The organism is Enterobacter mori LMG 25706 (genome assembly GCF_000211415.1).
In the GTDB taxonomy this organism is placed as follows: Bacteria; Pseudomonadota; Gammaproteobacteria; order Enterobacterales; family Enterobacteriaceae; genus Enterobacter; species Enterobacter mori.
In genome coordinates this window covers 748,606-769,132 of record NZ_GL890775.1, presented here as the reverse complement: position 1 = coordinate 769,132, position 20,527 = coordinate 748,606, and the positions used below count along the sequence as shown (strand labels likewise).

General features: G+C 54.3%; 18 protein-coding genes and 1 pseudogene. 10 read left to right on the top strand and 9 right to left on the bottom strand.

Annotation, left to right across the window (positions count from 1 at the left end; genetic code table 11):
• Positions 1–150: 150 nt before the first annotated feature.
• Positions 151–660, top strand: a complete 510-nt coding sequence (gene sulA / locus ENTMO_RS0108635; protein WP_029485024.1) for an SOS-induced cell division inhibitor SulA — start codon at positions 151–153, stop codon at positions 658–660.
• A 355-nt stretch (positions 661–1,015) separates the two neighbouring features.
• The gene (gene ompA, locus ENTMO_RS0108630; RefSeq protein WP_010429345.1) at positions 1,016–2,071 is read left to right on the top strand and encodes a porin OmpA; all 1,056 of its coding nucleotides are present in this window, start codon (positions 1,016–1,018) and stop codon (positions 2,069–2,071) included.
• Positions 2,072–2,135: 64 nt separating this feature from the next.
• Here the strand turns inward: ompA and matP are convergent, their stop codons facing one another.
• Positions 2,136–2,588: a macrodomain Ter protein MatP gene (matP, locus tag ENTMO_RS0108625; RefSeq protein ID WP_010429344.1), complete on the bottom strand. Its 453-nt coding sequence runs from the start codon at positions 2,586–2,588 to the stop codon at positions 2,136–2,138.
• Between the two features lie 186 nt (positions 2,589–2,774).
• Here matP and ENTMO_RS0108620 point away from each other — a divergent pair, with 186 nt between their 5' ends.
• Together ENTMO_RS0108620 and fabA are read left to right on the top strand one after the other, a co-directional pair.
• Positions 2,775–4,535 carry an AAA family ATPase gene (locus ENTMO_RS0108620; RefSeq protein WP_010429343.1) on the top strand — a complete coding sequence of 587 codons (1,761 nt, stop codon included), beginning with the start codon at positions 2,775–2,777 and terminating at the stop codon, positions 4,533–4,535.
• 68 nt (positions 4,536–4,603) lie between these two features.
• The gene (gene fabA, locus ENTMO_RS0108615) at positions 4,604–5,122 is read left to right on the top strand and encodes a bifunctional 3-hydroxydecanoyl-ACP dehydratase/trans-2-decenoyl-ACP isomerase (protein WP_010429339.1); all 519 of its coding nucleotides are present in this window, start codon (positions 4,604–4,606) and stop codon (positions 5,120–5,122) included.
• A gap of 71 nt (positions 5,123–5,193) precedes the next feature.
• Here fabA and rmf read toward each other — a convergent pair whose 3' ends face one another.
• The 6 genes and pseudogenes from rmf to rlmKL all read right to left on the bottom strand — a co-directional run bounded on the left by rmf (position 5,194) and on the right by rlmKL (position 13,121).
• Positions 5,194–5,361, bottom strand: a complete 168-nt coding sequence (gene rmf / locus ENTMO_RS24590) for a ribosome modulation factor (protein ID WP_010429337.1) — start codon at positions 5,359–5,361, stop codon at positions 5,194–5,196.
• Between the two features lie 254 nt (positions 5,362–5,615).
• The gene (gene pqiC, locus ENTMO_RS0108610) at positions 5,616–6,182 is read right to left on the bottom strand and encodes a membrane integrity-associated transporter subunit PqiC (protein WP_010429335.1); all 567 of its coding nucleotides are present in this window, start codon (positions 6,180–6,182) and stop codon (positions 5,616–5,618) included.
• Positions 6,179–7,819 carry an intermembrane transport protein PqiB gene (gene pqiB / locus ENTMO_RS0108605; RefSeq protein WP_010429334.1) on the bottom strand — a complete coding sequence of 547 codons (1,641 nt, stop codon included), beginning with the start codon at positions 7,817–7,819 and terminating at the stop codon, positions 6,179–6,181. Before pqiB ends, pqiC begins: the two co-directional genes overlap by 4 nt.
• Positions 7,820–7,823: 4 nt before the next feature.
• Positions 7,824–9,079: pseudogene (gene pqiA / locus ENTMO_RS23970) on the bottom strand (membrane integrity-associated transporter subunit PqiA).
• A gap of 13 nt (positions 9,080–9,092) precedes the next feature.
• Positions 9,093–11,000 carry an ABC transporter ATP-binding protein gene (locus ENTMO_RS0108595; protein ID WP_010429331.1) on the bottom strand — a complete coding sequence of 636 codons (1,908 nt, stop codon included), beginning with the start codon at positions 10,998–11,000 and terminating at the stop codon, positions 9,093–9,095.
• A gap of 12 nt (positions 11,001–11,012) precedes the next feature.
• Positions 11,013–13,121 (bottom strand): bifunctional 23S rRNA (guanine(2069)-N(7))-methyltransferase RlmK/23S rRNA (guanine(2445)-N(2))-methyltransferase RlmL, encoded by a 2,109-nt coding sequence (rlmKL, locus tag ENTMO_RS0108590; RefSeq protein WP_010429329.1) that lies wholly within the window; start codon positions 13,119–13,121, stop codon positions 11,013–11,015.
• Between the two features lie 98 nt (positions 13,122–13,219).
• Here rlmKL and ENTMO_RS0108585 point away from each other — a divergent pair, with 98 nt between their 5' ends.
• Positions 13,220–14,329: a YcbX family protein gene (locus ENTMO_RS0108585; RefSeq protein ID WP_010429327.1), complete on the top strand. Its 1,110-nt coding sequence runs from the start codon at positions 13,220–13,222 to the stop codon at positions 14,327–14,329.
• Here ENTMO_RS0108585 and zapC read toward each other — a convergent pair.
• Positions 14,326–14,868: a cell division protein ZapC gene (zapC, locus tag ENTMO_RS0108580; protein WP_010429326.1), complete on the bottom strand. Its 543-nt coding sequence runs from the start codon at positions 14,866–14,868 to the stop codon at positions 14,326–14,328. The genes ENTMO_RS0108585 and zapC overlap by 4 nt on opposite strands.
• 165 nt (positions 14,869–15,033) lie before the next feature.
• Positions 15,034–16,044 carry a quinone-dependent dihydroorotate dehydrogenase gene (gene pyrD / locus ENTMO_RS0108575; RefSeq protein WP_010429325.1) on the bottom strand — a complete coding sequence of 337 codons (1,011 nt, stop codon included), beginning with the start codon at positions 16,042–16,044 and terminating at the stop codon, positions 15,034–15,036.
• Between the two features lie 248 nt (positions 16,045–16,292).
• Here pyrD and ssuE point away from each other — a divergent pair, with 248 nt between their 5' ends.
• The 5 genes from ssuE to ssuB form a co-directional block, all read left to right on the top strand.
• Complete coding sequence (ssuE, locus tag ENTMO_RS0108570) at positions 16,293–16,868, top strand: NADPH-dependent FMN reductase (protein WP_010429323.1); 576 nt, start codon at positions 16,293–16,295, stop codon at positions 16,866–16,868.
• A complete protein-coding gene (locus tag ENTMO_RS0108565) occupies positions 16,861–17,823 on the top strand; it encodes a sulfonate ABC transporter substrate-binding protein (protein ID WP_010429321.1) in 963 nt (320 codons plus the stop codon). Before ssuE ends, ENTMO_RS0108565 begins: the two co-directional genes overlap by 8 nt.
• The gene (gene ssuD / locus ENTMO_RS0108560) at positions 17,820–18,965 is read left to right on the top strand and encodes an FMNH2-dependent alkanesulfonate monooxygenase (RefSeq protein ID WP_010429320.1); all 1,146 of its coding nucleotides are present in this window, start codon (positions 17,820–17,822) and stop codon (positions 18,963–18,965) included. The genes ENTMO_RS0108565 and ssuD overlap by 4 nt, the downstream gene beginning before the upstream one ends.
• Before the next feature lie 9 nt (positions 18,966–18,974).
• Complete coding sequence (gene ssuC / locus ENTMO_RS0108555) at positions 18,975–19,766, top strand: aliphatic sulfonate ABC transporter permease SsuC (RefSeq protein ID WP_010429318.1); 792 nt, start codon at positions 18,975–18,977, stop codon at positions 19,764–19,766.
• A partial coding sequence (ssuB, locus tag ENTMO_RS0108550; protein WP_010429316.1) for an aliphatic sulfonates ABC transporter ATP-binding protein occupies positions 19,763–20,527 on the top strand: 765 nt, incomplete at its 3' end. The genes ssuC and ssuB, both read left to right, overlap by 4 nt.

The following is a 20,527-nucleotide window of genomic DNA, read 5'->3' as shown; positions in this document are numbered from 1 at the left end:
TAGGCAACTTATTGCTGGAGGGCAAGATGATTTTTTATGGCGCACCAAGAAAGGGTGAAATTTGCGAGTCTCTTTCCGAAAATGAGGTTGATCTTTATGCATACAGGGGTTACTGTATATCCATACAGTAACTACAGGGCTGGAATGAATATGTACACTTCAGGCTATGCAAATCGCTCAACATCTCTCTCTTCTACCGCTGGCAATGTCGCGCAGAAATCCGTCGGGCGTGATTCTACAGGGCTTATCAGTGAAGTGGTTTACCGTGAAGACCAGCCTCTGTTAACACAACTCTTATTACTGCCGCTGTTGCAACAGCTTGGTCAGCAATCACGCTGGCAGCTTTGGCTAACGCCACAACAAAAATTGAGCCGCGAGTGGGTTCTGTCTGCGGGCCTGCCGCTGGCGAAAGTGATGCAGATTAACCAGCTCTCACCCTGCGATACGGTAGATTCAATGATTCGGGCCTTACGCACAGGGAATTACAGTGTGGTGATCGGATGGCTGCCTGATGAACTGTCGGAACAGGAACACCTGAGACTGACGGAAGCAGCGGAAGAAGGTCACGCGATGGGGTTTATTATGCGACCAGTTCGTGCAGATTCTTATCGCAGAGGACAACATTCCGGACTAAAAATTCACTCAAATTTGTATCATTGAGTGAAATTAGGAGTTTTCCTGGAATTTTTTTCGACCATAAGATGCAGAAATAGTTCAACGCGTCAAATCTTCGGCAAGGCTTGTCTGGAGCGGTTCTCGTTAATTTTGCTGCACAATTTTCGTTCAAGAAATGTTAAATATTAGGTATACGGAACTTTTTTTTTCATATGCCTGACAGACTTCACACTTGTAAGTTTTCATCTACGTTGTAGACTTTACATCGCCAGGGGTGCTCGGCCTAAGCCGAAGATATCGGTAGATTTATATTTGACCACGCCCCCCGGTGAAGGATTTAACCGTGATTTCTCTGCAGAGATCTTCATGGCAAATTTTGGATGATAACGAGGCGCAAAAAATGAAAAAGACAGCTATCGCGATTGCAGTGGCACTGGCTGGCTTCGCTACCGTAGCGCAGGCCGCTCCGAAAGATAATACCTGGTATGCAGGTGGTAAACTGGGCTGGTCTCAGTTCCATGACACCGGCTGGTACAACAGCAGCCTGAACAACGATGGCCCGACTCACGAGAGCCAGCTGGGTGCAGGCGCGTTCGGTGGCTATCAGGTTAACCCGTATGTTGGTTTTGAAATGGGTTACGACTGGTTAGGTCGTATGCCATACAAAGGCGACAACGTCAATGGCGCTTTCAAAGCTCAAGGCGTTCAGCTGACCGCTAAACTGGGTTACCCAGTAACTGACGATCTGGACGTGTACACCCGTCTGGGCGGCATGGTATGGCGTGCAGACTCCAGCAACAGCATCGCTGGCGACGACCATGACACCGGTGTTTCCCCAGTATTCGCTGGTGGCGTTGAGTGGGCTATGACCCGTGACATCGCTACCCGTCTGGAATACCAGTGGGTTAACAACATTGGTGACGGTGCTACCGTTGGCGTTCGTCCAGACAACGGCATGCTGAGCGTTGGGGTTTCTTACCGTTTCGGTCAGCAGGAAGATGCTGCACCAATCGTAGCTCCAGCTCCGGCTCCAGCTCCAGAAGTACAGACCAAGCACTTCACTCTGAAGTCTGACGTTCTGTTCAACTTCAACAAAGCTACCCTGAAACCAGAAGGTCAGCAGGCACTGGATCAGCTGTACACCCAGCTGAGCAACCTGGATCCTAAAGATGGTTCTGTAGTGGTTCTGGGCTTCACCGACCGTATCGGTTCTGATGCTTACAACCAGAAACTGTCTGAGAAACGTGCTCAGTCTGTAGTTGATTACCTGGTATCTAAAGGTATCCCAGCTAACAAGATCTCCCCACGTGGTATGGGCGAATCTAACCCAGTGACCGGTTCTACCTGTGACAACGTGAAAGCTCGCGCTGCACTGATCGACTGCCTGGCACCAGATCGTCGCGTTGAGATCGAAGTTAAAGGTATCAAAGACGTTGTAACTCAGCCTGCGGCATAAGTTATCGTCTTATAAAAAAACCCCGCCATGCGGGGTTTTTTATTGTCTGAAGAAAAGTAAGAAACTACTTTTTACCCAGCAGAGCCTGAAGATCGTTCTTCAGCGTCGACATCTGGCTGGCATACTTCTCTTTGTGCTCGGCATCTTCAATCAGTTGTACTACGGTCTCTGACAGCGTTTTTCCTCGACGTTGCGCTAGCCCCGCCAGACGCTGCCAGACCATAAACTCCAGGTCGATTGATTTTTTACGGGTGTGCTGATGCTCGGCATTAAAATGCCGTTTTCGCCGCGCACGGATAGTTTGCTTCATCCGGTTTAACAGGGCGGGATTAATATGCTTCTCAATCCAGCTATTCACCTGTACCGGTTCATTTTCGAGGGTCAGCAAAATATCCACGGCCTCTTGCGCAGCGCTGGCTTCGATGTAGCAGGTGATCAGCTCCCCTTCACGGTGCTTTTTGACCAGGTACTTCCATTTCCAGCCGCTTTCGAGATTTTCCAGTTGTTGATATTTCATTGCGATCTCAGTGTTACCACGTAACTCTGTTCAGAATATCAGTTTTTTGGCAATCTGCTGAAAAGAAATCATATCCTGTGAAACATCGCTTGAGATTCACTCATTGAAATCCCCAATCCTGCTTGGGAAGAGCCCCCCGCTTACGGTATACTCCACGGTTTTACATCTGACTAAAAAACATCAACTTTGACCATTACGAAACTAGCATGGCGTGACCTGGTTCCGGATACCGAGAGCTATCAGGAACTGTTTGCACAGCCAGACCTCGCACAAGAACACGAATTCATACTTAGCGATACCCAACCGCGTTTGCATTACGCGCTGGAGCAGGTGTTAAGCCCATGGGCAACATCTCCCTTCATGCTGCTCAAAGCCCCGGAAGAAGCCGAGTATTTGACGCTTCTGGGTGATGCCATGCGCGAGTTGAAACCGGAAGCGAATGCTGTTTTCGGCGGCGAGTATCGTATCACAGGGCATAATGTCACTTTCGCCCCCGCTACGCAGGCTGATGACCGTTTTGCAGCGCAGGGCGAAGTCGTTACCGCTAACTGGGTCGAAGCAGAACAACTCTTTGGTTGTCTTCGTCAGTTTAACGGTGAGCTCTCCCTGCAGCCAGGGCTGGTGCATCGCGCAAACGGCGGCGTACTTATTATTTCCCTGCGCACCCTGATGTCGCAACCGCTGCTGTGGATGCGTCTGAAAACGATTGTGAGCCAGCAGCGCTTCGACTGGGTAGGCTATGACGAGTCTCGCCCTCTGCCTGTATCCATCCCGTCAATGCCGCTCTCTCTAACCGTCGTGCTGACGGGGGATCGTGAGTCTCTGGCCGACTTCCAGGAAATGGAGCCAGAGCTGGCGGATCAGGCGGTTTACAGCGAATACGAAGACAACATTCAAATTGCCGATGCGGATGATATGGCGCAGTGGTGCCAGTGGGTGATGGCCGTTGCTGAACGTTTTGCGCTGCCAACCCCTGCGGCTGACGCATGGCCGGGCTTAATCCGCGAAGCGGTACGCTACACCGGCGACCAGGAAACCCTGCCGCTTTGCCCACTCTGGATCGGTAAACAGCTGCGTGAAGTGGGTGTGATCAGCGGCGAAGGTGCTTTCACAGGCGAACAATTGACCCAGATGCTTGCCCAGCGTGAGTGGCGCGAAGGCTATCTTGCGGACCGCATGCAGGATGAAATCCTGCTGGAACAGATTCTGGTCGAGACCGAAGGCGAACGAATCGGTCAGATTAACGCTTTGTCCGTAATTGAGTTCCCCGGCCACCCTCGTGCGTTCGGCGAGCCTTCCCGTATCAGCTGTGTCGTTCACATTGGCGACGGTGAATTTACGGATATTGAGCGAAAAGCGGAGCTGGGTGGAAACATTCATGCTAAAGGCATGATGATCATGCAGGCTTTCCTGATGTCCGAGCTGCAGCTTGAGCAGCAGATCCCCTTCTCTGCGTCCCTGACGTTTGAGCAGTCCTACAGTGAAGTCGATGGCGATAGCGCCTCAATGGCCGAGCTGTGTGCCTTGATCAGCGCCCTGGCAGAAGTCCCGATTAATCAGAACATCGCCATTACGGGTTCCGTGGATCAGTTTGGCCGCGCCCAGCCGGTCGGTGGTCTGAACGAGAAAATCGAAGGCTTCTTCTCCATTTGTCAGCAGCGTGGGTTAAACGGCAAACAGGGCGTTATTATCCCTGCGCCAAACGCGCGCCATTTGAGCCTGAGCCAGGAACTGCTTGATGCGGTGGAACAGGAACAATTCACCCTGTGGGCCATCGAAGGCATTGAGGATGCACTACCCTTACTGACAAACCTGGTATGGGATGGCGAGGGTCAAACCACGCTGATGCAGACCATTCAGGAGCGCATTGCTCAGGCAACACAGCCGGATGCTCGTCATCGTTATCCCTGGCCGTTACGTTGGTTAAGTTGGTTTAGTTCAAACTGATCGGACTTGTTCAGCGTACACGTGTTAGCTATCCTGCGTCCTTCACTAAAATAAGGCTTACTGAGAACATGGTAGATAAACGCGAATCCTATACAAAAGAAGACCTTCTTGCCTCTGGTCGTGGTGAACTGTTTGGCGCTAAAGGCCCACAGTTACCGGCCCCAAGCATGCTGATGATGGACCGTGTCGTGAAAATGACCGAAACCGGCGGTAACTTCGATAAGGGTTACGTAGAAGCAGAACTCGATATCAACCCGGACCTGTGGTTCTTCGGTTGCCACTTTATTGGCGATCCGGTAATGCCTGGCTGCCTGGGCCTCGATGCGATGTGGCAGCTGGTTGGCTTCTATCTGGGCTGGCTCGGTGGCGAAGGCAAAGGCCGCGCGCTGGGCGTGGGTGAAGTGAAATTCACCGGTCAGGTACTGCCTACCGCGAAGAAAGTCACCTACCGTATCCACTTCAAGCGCATCGTTAACCGTCGTCTGATCATGGGCCTGGCGGATGGTGAAGTGCTGGTAGATGGTCGTCTGATTTATACCGCGAACGATCTGAAAGTGGGTCTGTTCCAGGATACCTCTGCTTTCTAAGCCCGGCGTTTAGCTGCTTCAGAAAGGCGAAACCTCCGCTCTGCGGAGGTTTCTTTTTTAAAGAGACGCTATCAAGCAAGTACTGCCCTGTCTCCGATGGCTTCTCGCCAGCCCCCTAACCATTGAGACCTTTGGTTCAAAGTCTGATAGGGACACATTTCTTTAGAACGTCCGGCGATGCCAGCCTGATAACCACGTTGATGAGCCCTTTCCAGGCGATCTCGTTTCTGTCTCTTCATGCCTCGTTTCCCTCATTCTTTTGTCTGGTGGAAAGAAAACAGTGATTGCAAAGTGTGCAAGCACAGATAACGAATAACCCGAATTAGCCTCAGCGTCAACGTTCAAAATTCATACGGGTGTCATATTTGTGAGCTAAGCAGAAGATCATTTGTACAAAAAATGTGATGCAGCACAAGTAACAACCTGAAGCCAAAACGAAAAAAAAGCCGCAATCAGCGAAATTCTGATAGCGGCTTTTGTCGATGAATTTTACTTATGGCAGTCTGGAAATCTCTCTGGCGATACTCGCAGACTCCTGCGCCCAACCCTGGGCCAGCACTTTCACCATCTCATCATATCCATCTTTTTGCTGCTTCATTTCCAGATGGAAAGGACGCTTAATCAGCTGCCCCTGATGATTCAGCAGCCATTCTCCACTCACCACAACGACGCCATCATAGCGGCCGTGGAAGCCCGTCACGGTGACGTTAAGCGTGTCCTGGTCGCTTCCCAGCGGCTGTGACGCAACAACCCAGCCAGGAAGCTGGCTGCTGAGATTCGCCACCAGCGTATTGCGCAACTGCTGGTCCAACGGGCTGGCCCAAAGGTTATTGTTGGCAATAACGTACTGAACATCGCTGGTTTGATACACCACGCCGTTGCCAGCCAGATAATCCGGCACCGCAACCTGCTCCACCCATAACAGACGGTTACCCTGCGAGGCGGTGCTTTGTGCGCCCGCCTGGGTCGTCAGCGGTAACTGATAGTAGCTTTTGTTATCGCTACCCGAGCTACAGGCCGTTAATACCATCGCTCCTGCAATCGCTAGCCATTTTTTCATTGTTTAGCCCTCTTCGGCTCAGGATCCTTTTTATCTTTCGCTTCGAACACCAGTGCGTTGCTCTTCTCATTGAGCGTTTTCAGCACAGGCTGCGGTTCACGGAAGACCTGATCAAGACGTTGCATATCGGCCACCATCTTGTTGTACGCCGCTGAACCCGGCTGGAAGCCCTGCATGCTACGGTTGAGTTCACGCAACGTTTTCTGCATATCCTGCGGCAGCTGCTGCATGGACTGGCTTGCCGTGATCTTATTAATATTATCCAGCGTCGTTTGCAGACGTTGCATCGTCGCCTGACTTTGATGTAACGAACCGGTCGCGGCTTCCAGCATCGGATTAAGCGGCAGATTGTTAATCTTATCGAGCGTATCCATCAGACGCTGCTGGATTTGCGCCAGACCGCTGCTGACCGTTGGGATAATTTTATAGCCCCCGAATTCACGAATACCGGTAATCGCTGGCGCTTTAGGATAGAAGTCCATATCCACATACAGCGCACCGGTGACCAGGTTTCCGGTTTTCAGCGAGCCTCGCAGACCGCGCTCCATCAGCTGGCTGATATGGGTGGCAATATCCTGATTTTCGCCAATCTGGTTGAGCAGACGCTCCGGCTCAATGCGGATCAGCACCGGAATACGGTAATCGTCATCCAGCATCTGCTGAAGACCCGGCACGAAGAACGGAACCTGTCCAACCGTCCCGAGTCGAATGCCGCGGAATTCGACCGGTGCACCCGGCTGAAGGCCACGGACCGAGTCCTTAAAGAACATCAGGAAGTCAACGTGATCGGTATAGAGCGCATCCTGGATACTTTTTTGATCGTCAAAGAGTCTGAACGCCGTTTTCTCTGCAACCGGCTGGCCCAAATCCTGCCCTTCCGGCACGTCAAAACTGACGCCACCGCCAAACAGCGTGGTCAGGGAGCCCATTTCGACACGCATACCCGCCGAGGTCAGATCTACCGCGATCCCACTGTCTTTCCAGAAGCGGACGTTGCTGGTGACCAGACGATCGTTTGGCGCATTGATGAAGAGCTGATAGCTAATGGTGCGTTTTTGCGCGTCAAACGTACTGGTTTCAACTGAACCCACGCGATAGCCGCGGAACAGCACGGGATCGCCAGGCGAGAGCTGTCCCGCTTTTTTACTGTCCAGGATCACGCGAATGCCTTTTGCATCCGGTGGCGCAAGCGGCGGAGAGTCCAGCAGCTCGTATTGTCCCGGCTGGCTCCCTTTCTTACCTGGCTGCAGCTCAATATAGGCGCCGGACAGCAGCGTCCCCAACCCGCTGATCCCCTCACGTCCTACCTGCGGTTTAACCACCCAGAAAACCGAGTCGCCATGCAGCAATTTTTCCATACCGGAATTTAAACGCGCCTTTATTTCAACGTGCGTCAAATCATCCGTCAGGGTTGCACTTTCAACCACGCCCACATCCACACTGCGGCTTTTGATGGTGGTTTTGCCCCCCTCAATACCTTCTGCATTGGTGGTGATAAGCGTGACTTCCGGTCCCTGATGGCTGTAATGATAAAACAGGATCCATGCACCGATCAGCGCGGTTACGATGGGGAAAATCCACACCGGAGACCAGTTCTTGACCTTCTGCACTTTCGCCTCTCCACTCTTATTTTCCATGCTCTTACTCTTCCTCATGGCTTGACTCGGGCTCACGATCCCACGATAAACGAGGGTCGAAGGTCATGGCCGCAAACATGGTCATAATGACGACCAACGCAAACATTAGCGCTCCCATTGCGGGATAAATACTCATCAGTCCTCCCATGCGCACCAGCGCAGAGAGAACGGCAATGACAAACACATCAATCATTGACCAGCGGCCAACAAATTCAACAACTTCGTAGATCAGGTGCATGCGTTCGCTGTCGCGTTTGCCGTGACCTTTCGCGTCCCAGCAGAGCCAGGCAATGGCGATCATTTTTAAGGTTGGTACCATAATACTGGCGATGAAGATCACGCCAGCCACCGGATACGATCCTTCGCCCCACAGCAAAACGACCCCAGCAAGGATGGTTGAGGGCATTTTGTCGCCGAGTAAATCGGTGATCATAATGGGCAGAATATTGGCTGGCAGATAGAGCATGATTGACGTGACCAGCAACGCCATCGTCCACTGCAGGCTATTTTTACGACGTACATGGCCTTTCGTTTGGCGCAGCGAGGACACACATCGAGATCCGCGGGCAGAACGGCGGTACAGCATGAGCAAGAGCGCAGCCCCTGACGGATACCCGGCACACCGACCTTAACCGTCTGCGCAAGCGTCGGTGCTGGCGCGATGTCATCCCACGCCCATCGCCTGTCTACGCACTGGAAAGCGCGCAGCTGTAATACACAGTAAAGGCACCAGGGAATAAAGCTACTGCCAATTCCCACATCACCATAGGCCATCAGCTTGACGAAACTGACCAGAATCCCCGCCAGAAAGATCTCGGCCATCCCCCAACTTTTCAGCTGGAACAGGATACGCGCGAGTTTAATTTTAAGGGATGTGGGCATCCTGACGCGGTTTACCAGCAACAGGATCACCACCAGACAGAACGCCGGGACGATTTGGACAAAGAGGAGGAAAAAGGTGCCGAGGCTGGCGTAATCTTCCGAGAACATCACGCCAGGAATTTCAAGCAGATCGACCTCGCTGGTCATGCCGCCCACTTTCATATAAATGAAAGGGAAAAGGTTTGAAAGCAGCAGCATGAACAATGCAGCAAGGGCATAAGCAGTGGGACGCTGCCTTGGCGCGTCCCACTCCGTCGTCAACGTTGCGCCGCAACGTGGACACAGGGCTTTATGTCCGTGACCAAGCTCTGGCAACGCCACGAGCATATCGCATTGCGAGCATAATATATGCCTGTCGGCGTGGTGCTGGTCACACATAGTTAATCCCTGTTTATGCGCCGTTTTTCAGAGACTCGAGGTACTCCCAGCGCTCAAATGCTTCTTCCAGGGCTTTTTCAGCCGCGGACAGTTCAGCCAATATTTTCTGAGTATAGTCGTGCGGCTGCGTAAAGAATGACGCATCAGCAACCTGAATTTGCAGCGTTTCAAGAGCAGCTTCCAGTTCTTCAAGACGCTGAGGTAAGCCTTCCAGTTCGCGCTGCAGGTTATAGCTCATTTTAGCAGGAGATTTTTTGACAGTTTCTGCTTTTGCTATAAGCGGTTCCGGTGCACTTTTGGATTTTGCCTGTTTTTGCAGCAGCGACTGGGTTTGTTGTCCACGCGCGTCATGATAACCGCCCACGTATTGACCAATCCGGCCTTCACCTTCAAAAATCCAGCACTCGGTCACGGTGTTATCAACGAACTGACGATCGTGGCTCACCAGCATCACGGTTCCCTGATAACCGTCGATTAACTCCTCCAGCAATTCCAGCGTTTCGACATCCAGATCGTTGGTTGGTTCATCGAGAATCAACAGGTTACTTGGCTTCAGGAACAGACGTGCCAGCAGCAGACGATTTCGCTCGCCGCCAGACAGCGCGCGTACCGGTGTCATTGCGCGTTTCGGATGGAACAGGAAGTCCTGCAAATAACCCAGCACGTGGCGCGGCTTACCGTTAACCATCACTTCTTGCTTACCTTCAGCGAGGTTATCCATCACCGTTCTGTCAGGGTCAAGCTCAGCGCGGTGCTGGTCGAAGTAGGCCACTTCCAGCTTCGTACCACAGTGAACGCGGCCGCTATCAGCCTGCAGCTGGCCTAACATCAGCTTGAGCAGCGTGGTTTTACCACAGCCGTTCGGGCCAATAAGGGCAATTTTGTCGCCACGCTGAACCTGAGCGGAAAAGTCTTTCACCAGCACTTTGCCGTCAACCTGGTAATTCACGTTTTCCATCTCAAAGACGATTTTGCCCGAGCGGGATGCCTCTTCCACCTGCATCTTCGCGCTACCCATCACCTCACGGCGGGCGCTACGCTCGTTACGCATCGCTTTTAACGCACGCACACGGCCTTCGTTACGGGTACGGCGGGCTTTGATCCCCTGGCGGATCCAGACCTCTTCTTGCGCCAGCTTGCGGTCAAATTCAGCATTTTGCAGCTCTTCTACGCGCAGGTTTTCTTCTTTTTCCAGCAGATAGGTGTCGTAATCGCCAGGATAGGTCACCAGTTTGCCGCGATCGAGATCGACAATGCGGGTCGCCATGTTGCGGATAAACGAACGGTCGTGCGAAATGAAGATGATGGTGCCGTTGAAGGTCTTCAGGAACCCTTCCAGCCAGTCGATGGCTTCAATGTCCAGGTGGTTGGTCGGTTCGTCAAGCAGCAGCACTTTCGGGCCGCTGACCAGCGCGCGTCCCAGTGCCGCTTTACGCAGCCAGCCGCCGGAAAGTGATGCCAGCTCCATATCCGCATCCAGACCTAACTGGTCCAGCACTTCAGTGATACGGCTTTCAAGCTGCCACAGGCCGTGATGATCCAGCAGTTCCTGCAGGCGCGCCATTTCATTAAGATTTTTTTCGCTCGGGTCGGTCATCACCAGATGCGAAATTTCATGATAGCCCTTCAGGTATTCGGCTTGTTCAGAGATCCCCTCCGCAACGAAGTCGTAGACGGTGCCCGCCACGTTACGCGGTGGATCCTGCTGCAGTCGAGAAACAATCAGATCTTGTTCGTAAACGATACGCCCGTCATCCAGACCCTGCTCACGGTTAAGGATCTTCATCAGCGTGGATTTACCCGCGCCGTTACGGCCTACCAGACAAACACGTTCGTTATCTTCAATGTGCAGTTCAGTATCGTCGAGAAGGGGCGCATCGCTGAAAGACAGCCAGGCGCCGTGCATGCTAATTAGTGACATTTATATTTCCTTTCAGACCGCTGAGATTAACCAGCAGTTATGGATCTGACGGTTACGGGCAAAGTCCTGAGACAGCGTTTTCTGGCTGATTTCTTGCGCTTTCAGTCCCAGCGTGGCTAAGCCTTCATGATCCATGCGGAAGCCGCGTTTGTTGTTCGAGAACATAATGGTGCCGCCTTTACGCAGCAGGCGTTTCAGGTCGGTCATCAGGCGCAGGTGATCGCGTTGAACATCAAAGCTATCCTCCATACGCTTGGAGTTGGAGAAGGTCGGCGGATCGATAAAGATCAGATCGAACTGCTCGTCGGTATCACGCAGCCAGCCCAGCACGTCGGCCTGCATCAGGCGATGCTGGCGTCCGGTCAGGCCGTTCAGACGCAGGTTACGCTCCGCCCACTCCAGATAGGTGCGAGACATATCCACCGTGGTGGTACTGCGCGCCCCGCCCAAACCGGCATGCACGCTCGCGCTGCCGGTATAGGAGAACAGGTTGAGGAAGTCTTTACCCTTGCTCATCTGGCCCAGCATGCGGCGCGCGATACGGTGGTCAAGGAACAGGCCGGTATCAAGATAGTCGGTCAGGTTTACCCACAGGCGCGCGTTGTACTCGCCCACTTCGATAAAGTCGCCCTTCTCGCCCATCTTCTGATACTGGTTTTTGCCCTTCTGGCGCTCACGGGTTTTCAGCACCAGTTTGTTCGGCGTAATGCCGAGCACGGCGATGGTGGCCGCAATCACATCCAGCATGCGCTGACGCGCTTTTTGCGCATCGATGGTTTTCGGTGGCGCATATTCCTGAATCACCACCCAGTCCGCGTAGCGGTCAACCGCCACGTTATACTCCGGCAGGTCAGCGTCGTACAGGCGGTAGCATTCAATCCCTTCCTGCTTTGCCCATTTCTCATATTTCTTCAGGTTCTTGCGCAGGCGGTTGGCGTAATCTTCCGCCACGCCGGACGGCTTGCTGTCCGCCGCTTTCTCTGCCAGATGGTAGTTTTTCTGCACGCAGTCCAGCGGGCCGTTTTTCGCCTTAAACTGGCGATCGGCACGCAGTTGCAGGCAGCTCAGCAACTCCGGTGAGGCGCTAAACAGGGAGAGATTCCAGCCACCGAAGTAATCTTTCATATTGCGGCCCAGCAGGCTGTGCAGAGCAATCAGCGCCGGCTCGCTGTCCAGACGCTCGCCGTATGGCGGGTTACTGATTACGGTGCCGTACGGGCCTTTTGGCAGCGGGTTGGTCAGGTTCGCCACGTCTTTCACGTCGAAGGTGACCAGCTCGCCGATACCGGCGCGACGGGCGTTGCTGCGTGCGCGCTCAATGACGCGCGGGTCGCTGTCCGAACCGTAGAAGTGGGAGGTGTACTCCGCCAGGCCTTTACGCGCGCGGGTCTGCGCATCGTCTTTAACCTCTTTCCAGAGTGCTTCATCGTGCTGTGCCCAGCCTTTAAAGCCCCAGTGGCCGCGATGCAGCCCCGGCGCACGGTCAGTTGCCAGCATGGCTGCTTCTATCAGCAACGTACCAGAACCACACATTGGGTCGAGCAGCGGCGTGCCCGGCTGCCAGCCGGAGCGCATTACGATGGCGGCGGCCAGCGTTTCTTTGATCGGCGCCATACCGGTGCGATCGCGGTAGCCGCGCAGGTGCAGACCCGCACCGCTCAGATCGAGAGAGATACTCGCCGTGTCGCCGTTCAGCCAGACGTTAATACGCAGATCCGGATTTTCGCGATCGACGTTTGGACGTTCCTTATTTTTACGCGTGAAGCAGTCCACAATGGCGTCTTTTACACGCAGGGCACCGTACTGGCTGTTTCGGATCTCGTCGTTCACGCCGTTGAAATGCACCGCAAAGGTGGCATTTGGCGTGAAGATCTCTGTCCAGTCGATCATCTGTACACCGGTATAGAGGTCCAGGTCGCTATAGACCTTGCACTCTTTCATCGGCAGCATGATGCGCGACGCCAGACGGCTCCACATCAGGCTCTGGTAAATAAGCCGCGTGTCGCCCTCAAAATGGACACCACCCTGAACCACCTGGCACTCTTGCGCGCCCAGGCTTTCCAGTTCAGTTTTTAACAGCTCTTCCAGCCCACGGGCCGTACTGGCAAACAGAGAATTCATATCGTCACTTTTACTCTTAGAAAATTGTCGCGCATTATAGCTAATATGGCGTGTATGTCATAAAGTTGAAGGCTTATTTTCATTTGTGGGAGTGTGCAGTGGCGACGTTATCCAGGCTTTTTATTCATCCGGTGAAATCCATGCGCGGCATCGGCGTCTCTCACGCACTGGCCGACATGAGCGGATTCGCCTTTGATCGCATTTTTATGGTCACCGAGCCTGACGGTACGTTCATTACCGCACGCCAGTTCCCGCAGATGGTTCGCTTTACCCCTTCTCCACTTCATGACGGTTTGCACCTGACCGCGCCGGACGGTTCCAGCGTAGTGATTCGCTTTGCTGATTTTGCGCCTGTCGACGCGCCAACGGAAGTGTGGGGCAATCATTTTACCGCGCGCATCGCCCCGGATGAAATTAACCGCTGGCTGAGCGGGTTCTTCTCCCGCGACGTGCAGCTGCGCTGGGTTGGTCCTGAACTGACGCGTCGCGTGAAGCGCCATGACGCCGTTCCCCTCTCCTTCGCCGATGGCTTCCCGTTCCTGCTGACCAACGAAGCCTCGCTGCGTGATTTACAGCGCCGCTGCAAAGCCAGCGTTCAGATGGAACAGTTCCGCCCTAACCTGGTGGTCACAGGTGTCGACGCCTGGGACGAAGATACCTGGAAGGTGATCCGCATCGGCAGCGTGATTTTCGACGTGGTGAAGCCCTGTAGTCGCTGCATATTCACCACTGTCAGTCCGGAAAAAGGCCAAAAACATCCTTCCGGTGAGCCGTTGAAAACGTTGCAGTCATTCCGTACCGCCCAGGACAACGGTGATGTGGATTTCGGTCAGAACCTCATCCCGCGCGCCAGCGGCGTGATCCGCGTTGGTGACGAAGTAGAAATCCTCACCCGTGGTCCCGCCAGGATTTATGGTTCCAGCCAGGAAGAGGAGTTTGTTGATATCGAGTCCGCGCCCTCGTCAGGGGGCGATATTCACTGGCAGGGTAAAGTTATCCGTGGCAACAATCAGCAGGTATTACTTGAGCAACTGGAACAGGCAGGGATCCGCGTGCCTTACTCCTGTCGTGCAGGCATTTGCGGATGCTGTCGAATCAAACTGATCGAGGGTGAAGTCACTGCGCTGAAGAAATCGGCGGTAGGTGATGACGGTACGATTTTATGCTGCAGCTGTGTGCCGAAAACGTCCGTCCAGCTGGAAGCTTAAACGGCCTGTTCAAGGCTGAACGAATCAACGCGCAGCTGTGGCTTCAGCCTGTCATTCATGACTTTAATCGCATCACCTAACTGCATAACTCGCCCGGCAATGGTCACGCCGGGCTGCGCTAACAAACAGAGCGCGGCGTTTGCACCGGGTTCAACGACCAGTAAATTCACCTCTTCTGCGGTATCGCTCAGATTGACGCTTGCCGCATCGCCCGTTGCCGGGGTCCAGCTCATGCCATGAGCAAGAAAATGCCAGCTTTTTGGCATTTGCGGTTTCAGGAAACGGATAGCCACCAGCGCATTCAGGACCAGCTCAGCGCGCTGTTCTTTGGAGAGCATCAGGTCGCGGCATTTTTCTTCGAAGGAAAAATAAAGCGCAGCATCGTCCACACAAAAGCCTGACGGCGAGAAAGCGTCCGGGGTTAACATTCGACGCGGAAAACGTGAACGAAACAACATGCCATTGGCTAAATCGAGCATCATTCGATCGTGCTCGTCGCAAAAATACCAGCGCCAGTTATCGTCAGGTTTAATTCGCATGTGTCTCTCCCGTCCCCAAACGTCCTGTACTAAAAATGTCCTGTTTGCCGCCTCGTTTATAACACCATTAATAAAAGACTATAATGACTAAATAAGCAACAGTGACGGAATATAAAACAACCAGGGCCGGAAATAAAGCCCTGGTTGTCTGATTAGGAGAAAAGATTAGATATGAGTAACGATTTCTTTAATCAATGGCGGGCCTTTAAAAATAAAGCCGGAATAAATTTGCACCAGTGATGCCCCGGCAGCCATCTTCTCGCGGGCAGCAATAACAGAGTCGATACCGCCCACACCAATAATGGGCAGACGTCCCTGTAATTCAGCAGAGAGTGCGCGAATAATTTCCGTACTTTTTAATTGTACCGGACGGCCACTTAACCCACCCGCTTCGTCACAGTTTTTCATTCCCTGAACGAGAGAACGATCGAGCGTTGTATTGGTTGCTATCACACCATCAATATTATGACGTACTAAACTGTCGGCAACCTGGATCAATTCTTCAATAGAAAGATCCGGCGCGATCTTAACCGCGACAGGAACATATTTATGGTGGATCGCCTGGAGCTCATTTTGTTTATTTTTAATGGCACTCAGAAGATCGTCCAGCGCATCGCCATATTGTAATGAGCGCAGGCCCGGGGTATTGGGTGACGAAATATTCACCGCAATATAACCGGCATAGGCATAGACTTTTTCCATACAAATCAGATAGTCATCTTTGCCCTGCTCCACCGGCGTGTCTTTATTTTTACCAATATTGATGCCTAATACGCCATCAAAATGGGATTTTTTAACGTTCTCAACCAGATGATCGACACCGAGGTTGTTGAAGCCCATGCGGTTGATCAACCCCTCAGCTTCGACCAGGCGGAACAGACGCGGCTTGTCGTTACCCGGCTGCGGACGCGGCGTAACGGTACCGATTTCGATGGAGCCAAACCCCATCGCGCCCAGGGCATCAATACATTCGCCATTTTTATCCAGACCGGCCGCCAGGCCCAGCGGATTCTTAAAGGTCAGGCCCATGCATTGGACAGGTTTTTCCGGCACATTTTGACGCACCAGCGCAGCCAGAGGCGTGCCTGTAATACGACGTAATTGCTGGAATGTAAATTCATGAGCGCGCTCAGGATCGAGCTGGAAAAGGGCTTTACGAACGAAGGGGTAGTACATGAACTCTCCTGGATTCCCGGTGTGCAAACCGGGAGGGGATTATGTGCGATCCCGCCCGGAAAGGGAATTGACCTGCGGCAAAAAAATCGCGCAAAACGCAAACGTTTACCTGCGCGCCTGTTTCTTATGCACTTTTTCGCATTTAAATTGCAGATAAATCATTTAGTGGAATAACCCGGCGATGTCACACTCCTTAAAATTGTTATGAATGTTAGATAAAAGCAAACAATTAGTTATAAGGAGCAAACATGCGCGTCATCACCCTGGCCGGTAGTCCACGGTTCCCCTCGCGTTCCAGCGCCCTGCTGGAATATGCCCGCGAAAAGCTCACTGCTCTGGATGTGGAAGTGTGCCACTGGAATCTGCATAACTTCGAACCTGAAGATTTGCTCTACGCCCGTTTCGACAGCCCCGCGCTGAAAACCCTGATCGAGCAGCTCAAGGGGGCAGATGGCTTAATTGTGGCGACTCCCATTTATAAAGCCTCTTTTTCTGGCGCACTGAAAACCCTGCTTGACCTGCTTCCGGAGCGCGCGCTGGACGGCAAAGTGGTGCTACCGCTGGCTACGGGCGGTACGGTTGCCCATTTACTGGCGGTGGATTACGCCCTGAAACCGGTGCTGAACGCCCTGAAAGCACAGGAGATCCTGCATGGCGTTTTCGCAGATGATTCACAGGTCATCGACTATCAACACAAACCCCACTTTACGCCAAATCTGCAAACCCGCCTTGATGCCGCGCTGGAAACGTTCTGGCATGCGCTGCATCGCCGGGATATCCAGGTTCCCGCTTTTAATCCGTCGCAAGGAGTCGCTCATGTTTAAAACACTGACACGTATCGGGCTGGCAGGGCTGATGGCTCTGTCGTCGCTGGCTCATGCGGCGGAAACCGCGCCGGAAAGCCTGCGCATCGGCTATCAGAAAGGCAGCGTCAGCATGGTGCTGGCGAAAAGCCACCAGCTTCTGGAAAAACGCTTCCCGGACACCAAATTCTCCTGGGTGGAGTTCCCTGCAGGCCCACAGATGCTGGAGGCGTTGAACGTCGGCAGTATCGATTTGGGCAGCACGGGCGATATTCCGCCTATCTTTGCTCAGGCTGCCGGGGCCGATCTGGTCTATGTGGGGGTTGAACCCGCTAAACCGAAAGCCGAGGTGATTCTGGTACCTGAACATAGCGAGATTAAAAGCGTTGCCGATCTTAAAGGCCATAAAGTGGCTTTCCAGAAAGGTTCCAGCTCACACAACCTGCTGCTGCGCGCCCTGCAAGAGGCCGGGCTTAAGTTCACCGACATTCAGCCCGTTTACCTGACGCCTGCCGACGCGCGCGCCGCGTTCCAGCAGAAGAACGTGGATGCCTGGGCCATCTGGGATCCGTACTACTCTGCAGCCTTACTGCAGGGTGGCGTGCGGGTGCTGAAAGATGGCACCACGCTGAAACAAACCGGTTCGTTCTATCTCGCTGCACGTCCCTACGCGGAGAAAAACGGCGCATTCATTCAGGGCGTACTGGATACCTTTACACAGGCCGATGCCCTGACCCAGAGCCAGCGGCAGGAAAGCATTACCCTGCTGGCAAAAACCATGGGCTTACCTGAACCGGTGATCGCGAGCTATCTCAGCCACCGTCCGCCGACCACCATTGCGCCTGTTAATGCGCAGGTCGCCGCCCTTCAGCAACAAACCGCCGACCTCTTCTATCAAAACCGCCTGGTGCCAAAACAGGTCAATATTCGCGAACGCATCTGGCAGCCCGCAGGCAAAGAAGGAGCTAAATCATGAGTCTGAATCTTTTCTGGTTTTTACCCACCCACGGTGATGGACACTATCTTGGTACAGAAGAGGGTTCACGCCCGGTTGACCATGGCTATCTGCAGCAGATTGCGCAGGCGGCGGACCGAATCGGCTTCACCGGCGTGCTGATCCCGACGGGACGGTCGTGCGAGGATGCCTGGCTGGTCGCCGCGTCGATGATCCCGGTCACCCAGCGTCTGAAGTTCCTGGTCGCGTTACGTCCAAGCGTGGTTTCCCCCACCGTGGCGGCGCGTCAGGCGGCAACGCTGGACAGACTGTCCAACGGCCGCGCTCTGTTTAACCTTGTCACCGGTAGCGATCCGCAGGAGCTGGCGGGTGATGGTGTGTTCCTCGATCACACGGAGCGCTACGAGGCCTCCGCCGAATTCACCCGCGTCTGGCGACGCCTGCTGGAAGGAGAAACCGTCACCTTCGAAGGCAAACATATTCACGTTCGCGACGCGAAACTCTACTTCCCGCCGGTGCAGCAGCCGCGCCCTCCCCTCTATTTTGGCGGATCGTCGGATGTGGCCCAGGATCTGGCCGCCGAGCAGGTCGATCTCTACCTGACCTGGGGCGAACCGCCTGAGCTGGTGAAAGAGAAAATTGCCCAGGTCCGTGCCAAAGCAGCAGCCCACGGTCGCAAGGTGCGTTTCGGTATTCGCCTTCATGTGATTGTGCGCGAAACCAATGAAGAAGCCTGGCAGGCCGCCGACCGGCTGATCTCGCATCTGGACGATGAGACCATCGCGAAGGCGCAGGCCGCGTTTGCTAAAACCGACTCCGTCGGGCAGCACCGGATGGCGTCCCTGCATAACGGCAAGCGCGAGAACCTGGAGATCAGCCCGAACCTGTGGGCGGGTGTCGGTCTGGTACGCGGCGGCGCAGGTACGGCGCTGGTCGGCGATGGTCCAACGGTGGCCGCACGGATTAATGAATACGCAGACCTGGGCATCGACAGCTTTATCCTCTCCGGCTATCCGCATCTGGAAGAGGCCTACAAGGTAGGCGAACTGTTATTCCCGCACCTGGATGTCGCCATCCCGGAAATTCCGCAGCCGCAGCAACTCCAGCTTCAGGGCGAAGCCGTGGCGAACGAATTTATTCCGCGAAAAGCCGCGCAGAGCTAAGGAGTGACCATGTCTGCCACCTCACAAAAATGGCTGCTGCGCGCCGCGCCGTGGTTTTTACCCGTCGGCATTGTGGCCCTCTGGCAGCTCGCGTCGTCCACCGGCTGGCTGTCGAGCCGCATTCTGCCCTCTCCGGAGGGCGTTGTTGAAGCGTTCTGGTCGCTGAGCGTGAGCGGAGAGCTGTGGCAGCATCTGGCGATCAGCTCATGGCGCGCCGTGATTGGGTTTTCCATTGGCGGCAGTATCGGTCTGATTCTGGGTCTGATCAGCGGCCTTTCGCGCTGGGGTGAGCGGCTGCTGGATACGTCTATACAGATGCTGCGCAACGTGCCGCATCTGGCGCTGATCCCGCTGGTTATCCTGTGGTTTGGCATTGATGAGAGCGCCAAGATCTTCCTCGTGGCGCTGGGCACGCTGTTCCCGATTTACATCAACACCTGGCACGGCATTCGCAATATCGATCGCGGTCTGGTCGAAATGGCGCGGAGCTATGGCTTGTCCGGGTTTTCTCTCTTTATACACGTGATCCTGCCGGGCGCCCTGCCCTCGATTATGGTTGGGGTGCGTTTTGCGCTCGGCCTGATGTGGCTGACGCTGATTGTGGCGGAAACCATTTCGGCTAACTCCGGCATTGGCTATCTGGCGATGAACGCCCGTGAATTCCTGCAAACCGATGTAGTGGTGGTAGCCATCATCCTTTACGCCCTGCTCGGCAAACTCGCCGACGTCAGCGCCCAGTGGCTGGAGCGCAGCTGGCTGCGCTGGAACCCGGCCTATACCCTTCAGGAGGCAAAAGCATGAATACTGCACGACTGAACCAGGGGACGCCGTTACTGCTTAACGGCGTCACCAAACGCTACGGCGAAAATACTATTCTCAACGGGCTGGATCTGCATATTCCCGCCGGACAATTTGTGGCCGTTGTCGGACGCAGCGGCGGCGGCAAGAGTACGCTGCTGCGCCTTCTGGCCGGGCTGGAAGCCCCCAACGGCGGTGAAATCCTGGCAGGCGCAACGCCGCTGGCCAATATTCAGGACGATACGCGCATGATGTTTCAGGACGCGCGCCTGCTGCCGTGGAAAACGGTTATCGACAATGTCGGTCTCGGTCTGAAGGGCAACTGGCGGGATAACGCGCGTCAGGCGCTGGCCGCCGTCGGGCTGGAAAACCGCGCAGGCGAGTGGCCTGCTGCGCTGTCAGGGGGACAGAAACAGCGCGTGGCGCTGGCGCGCGCGTTGATTCACCGTCCCGGCCTGCTGTTGCTTGATGAACCGCTCGGCGCGCTTGATGCGCTAACGCGGATTGAAATGCAGGATTTGATTGAGTCCCTGTGGCAGGAGCATGGCTTTACGGTACTGCTGGTGACGCATGACGTGAGCGAGGCTGTCGCGATGGCGGACCGGGTGCTGCTGATAGAAGACGGGAAGATTGGTCTGGATTTGACGGTGGATATCCCGCGCCCTCGCCGCGTGGGCTCGGCAAAACTGGCGGAGCTGGAGGCGGAAGTGTTGGATCGGGTAATGAAGCGCGGGGTGAATGAACGGGCATTGATTAAAGCTAAT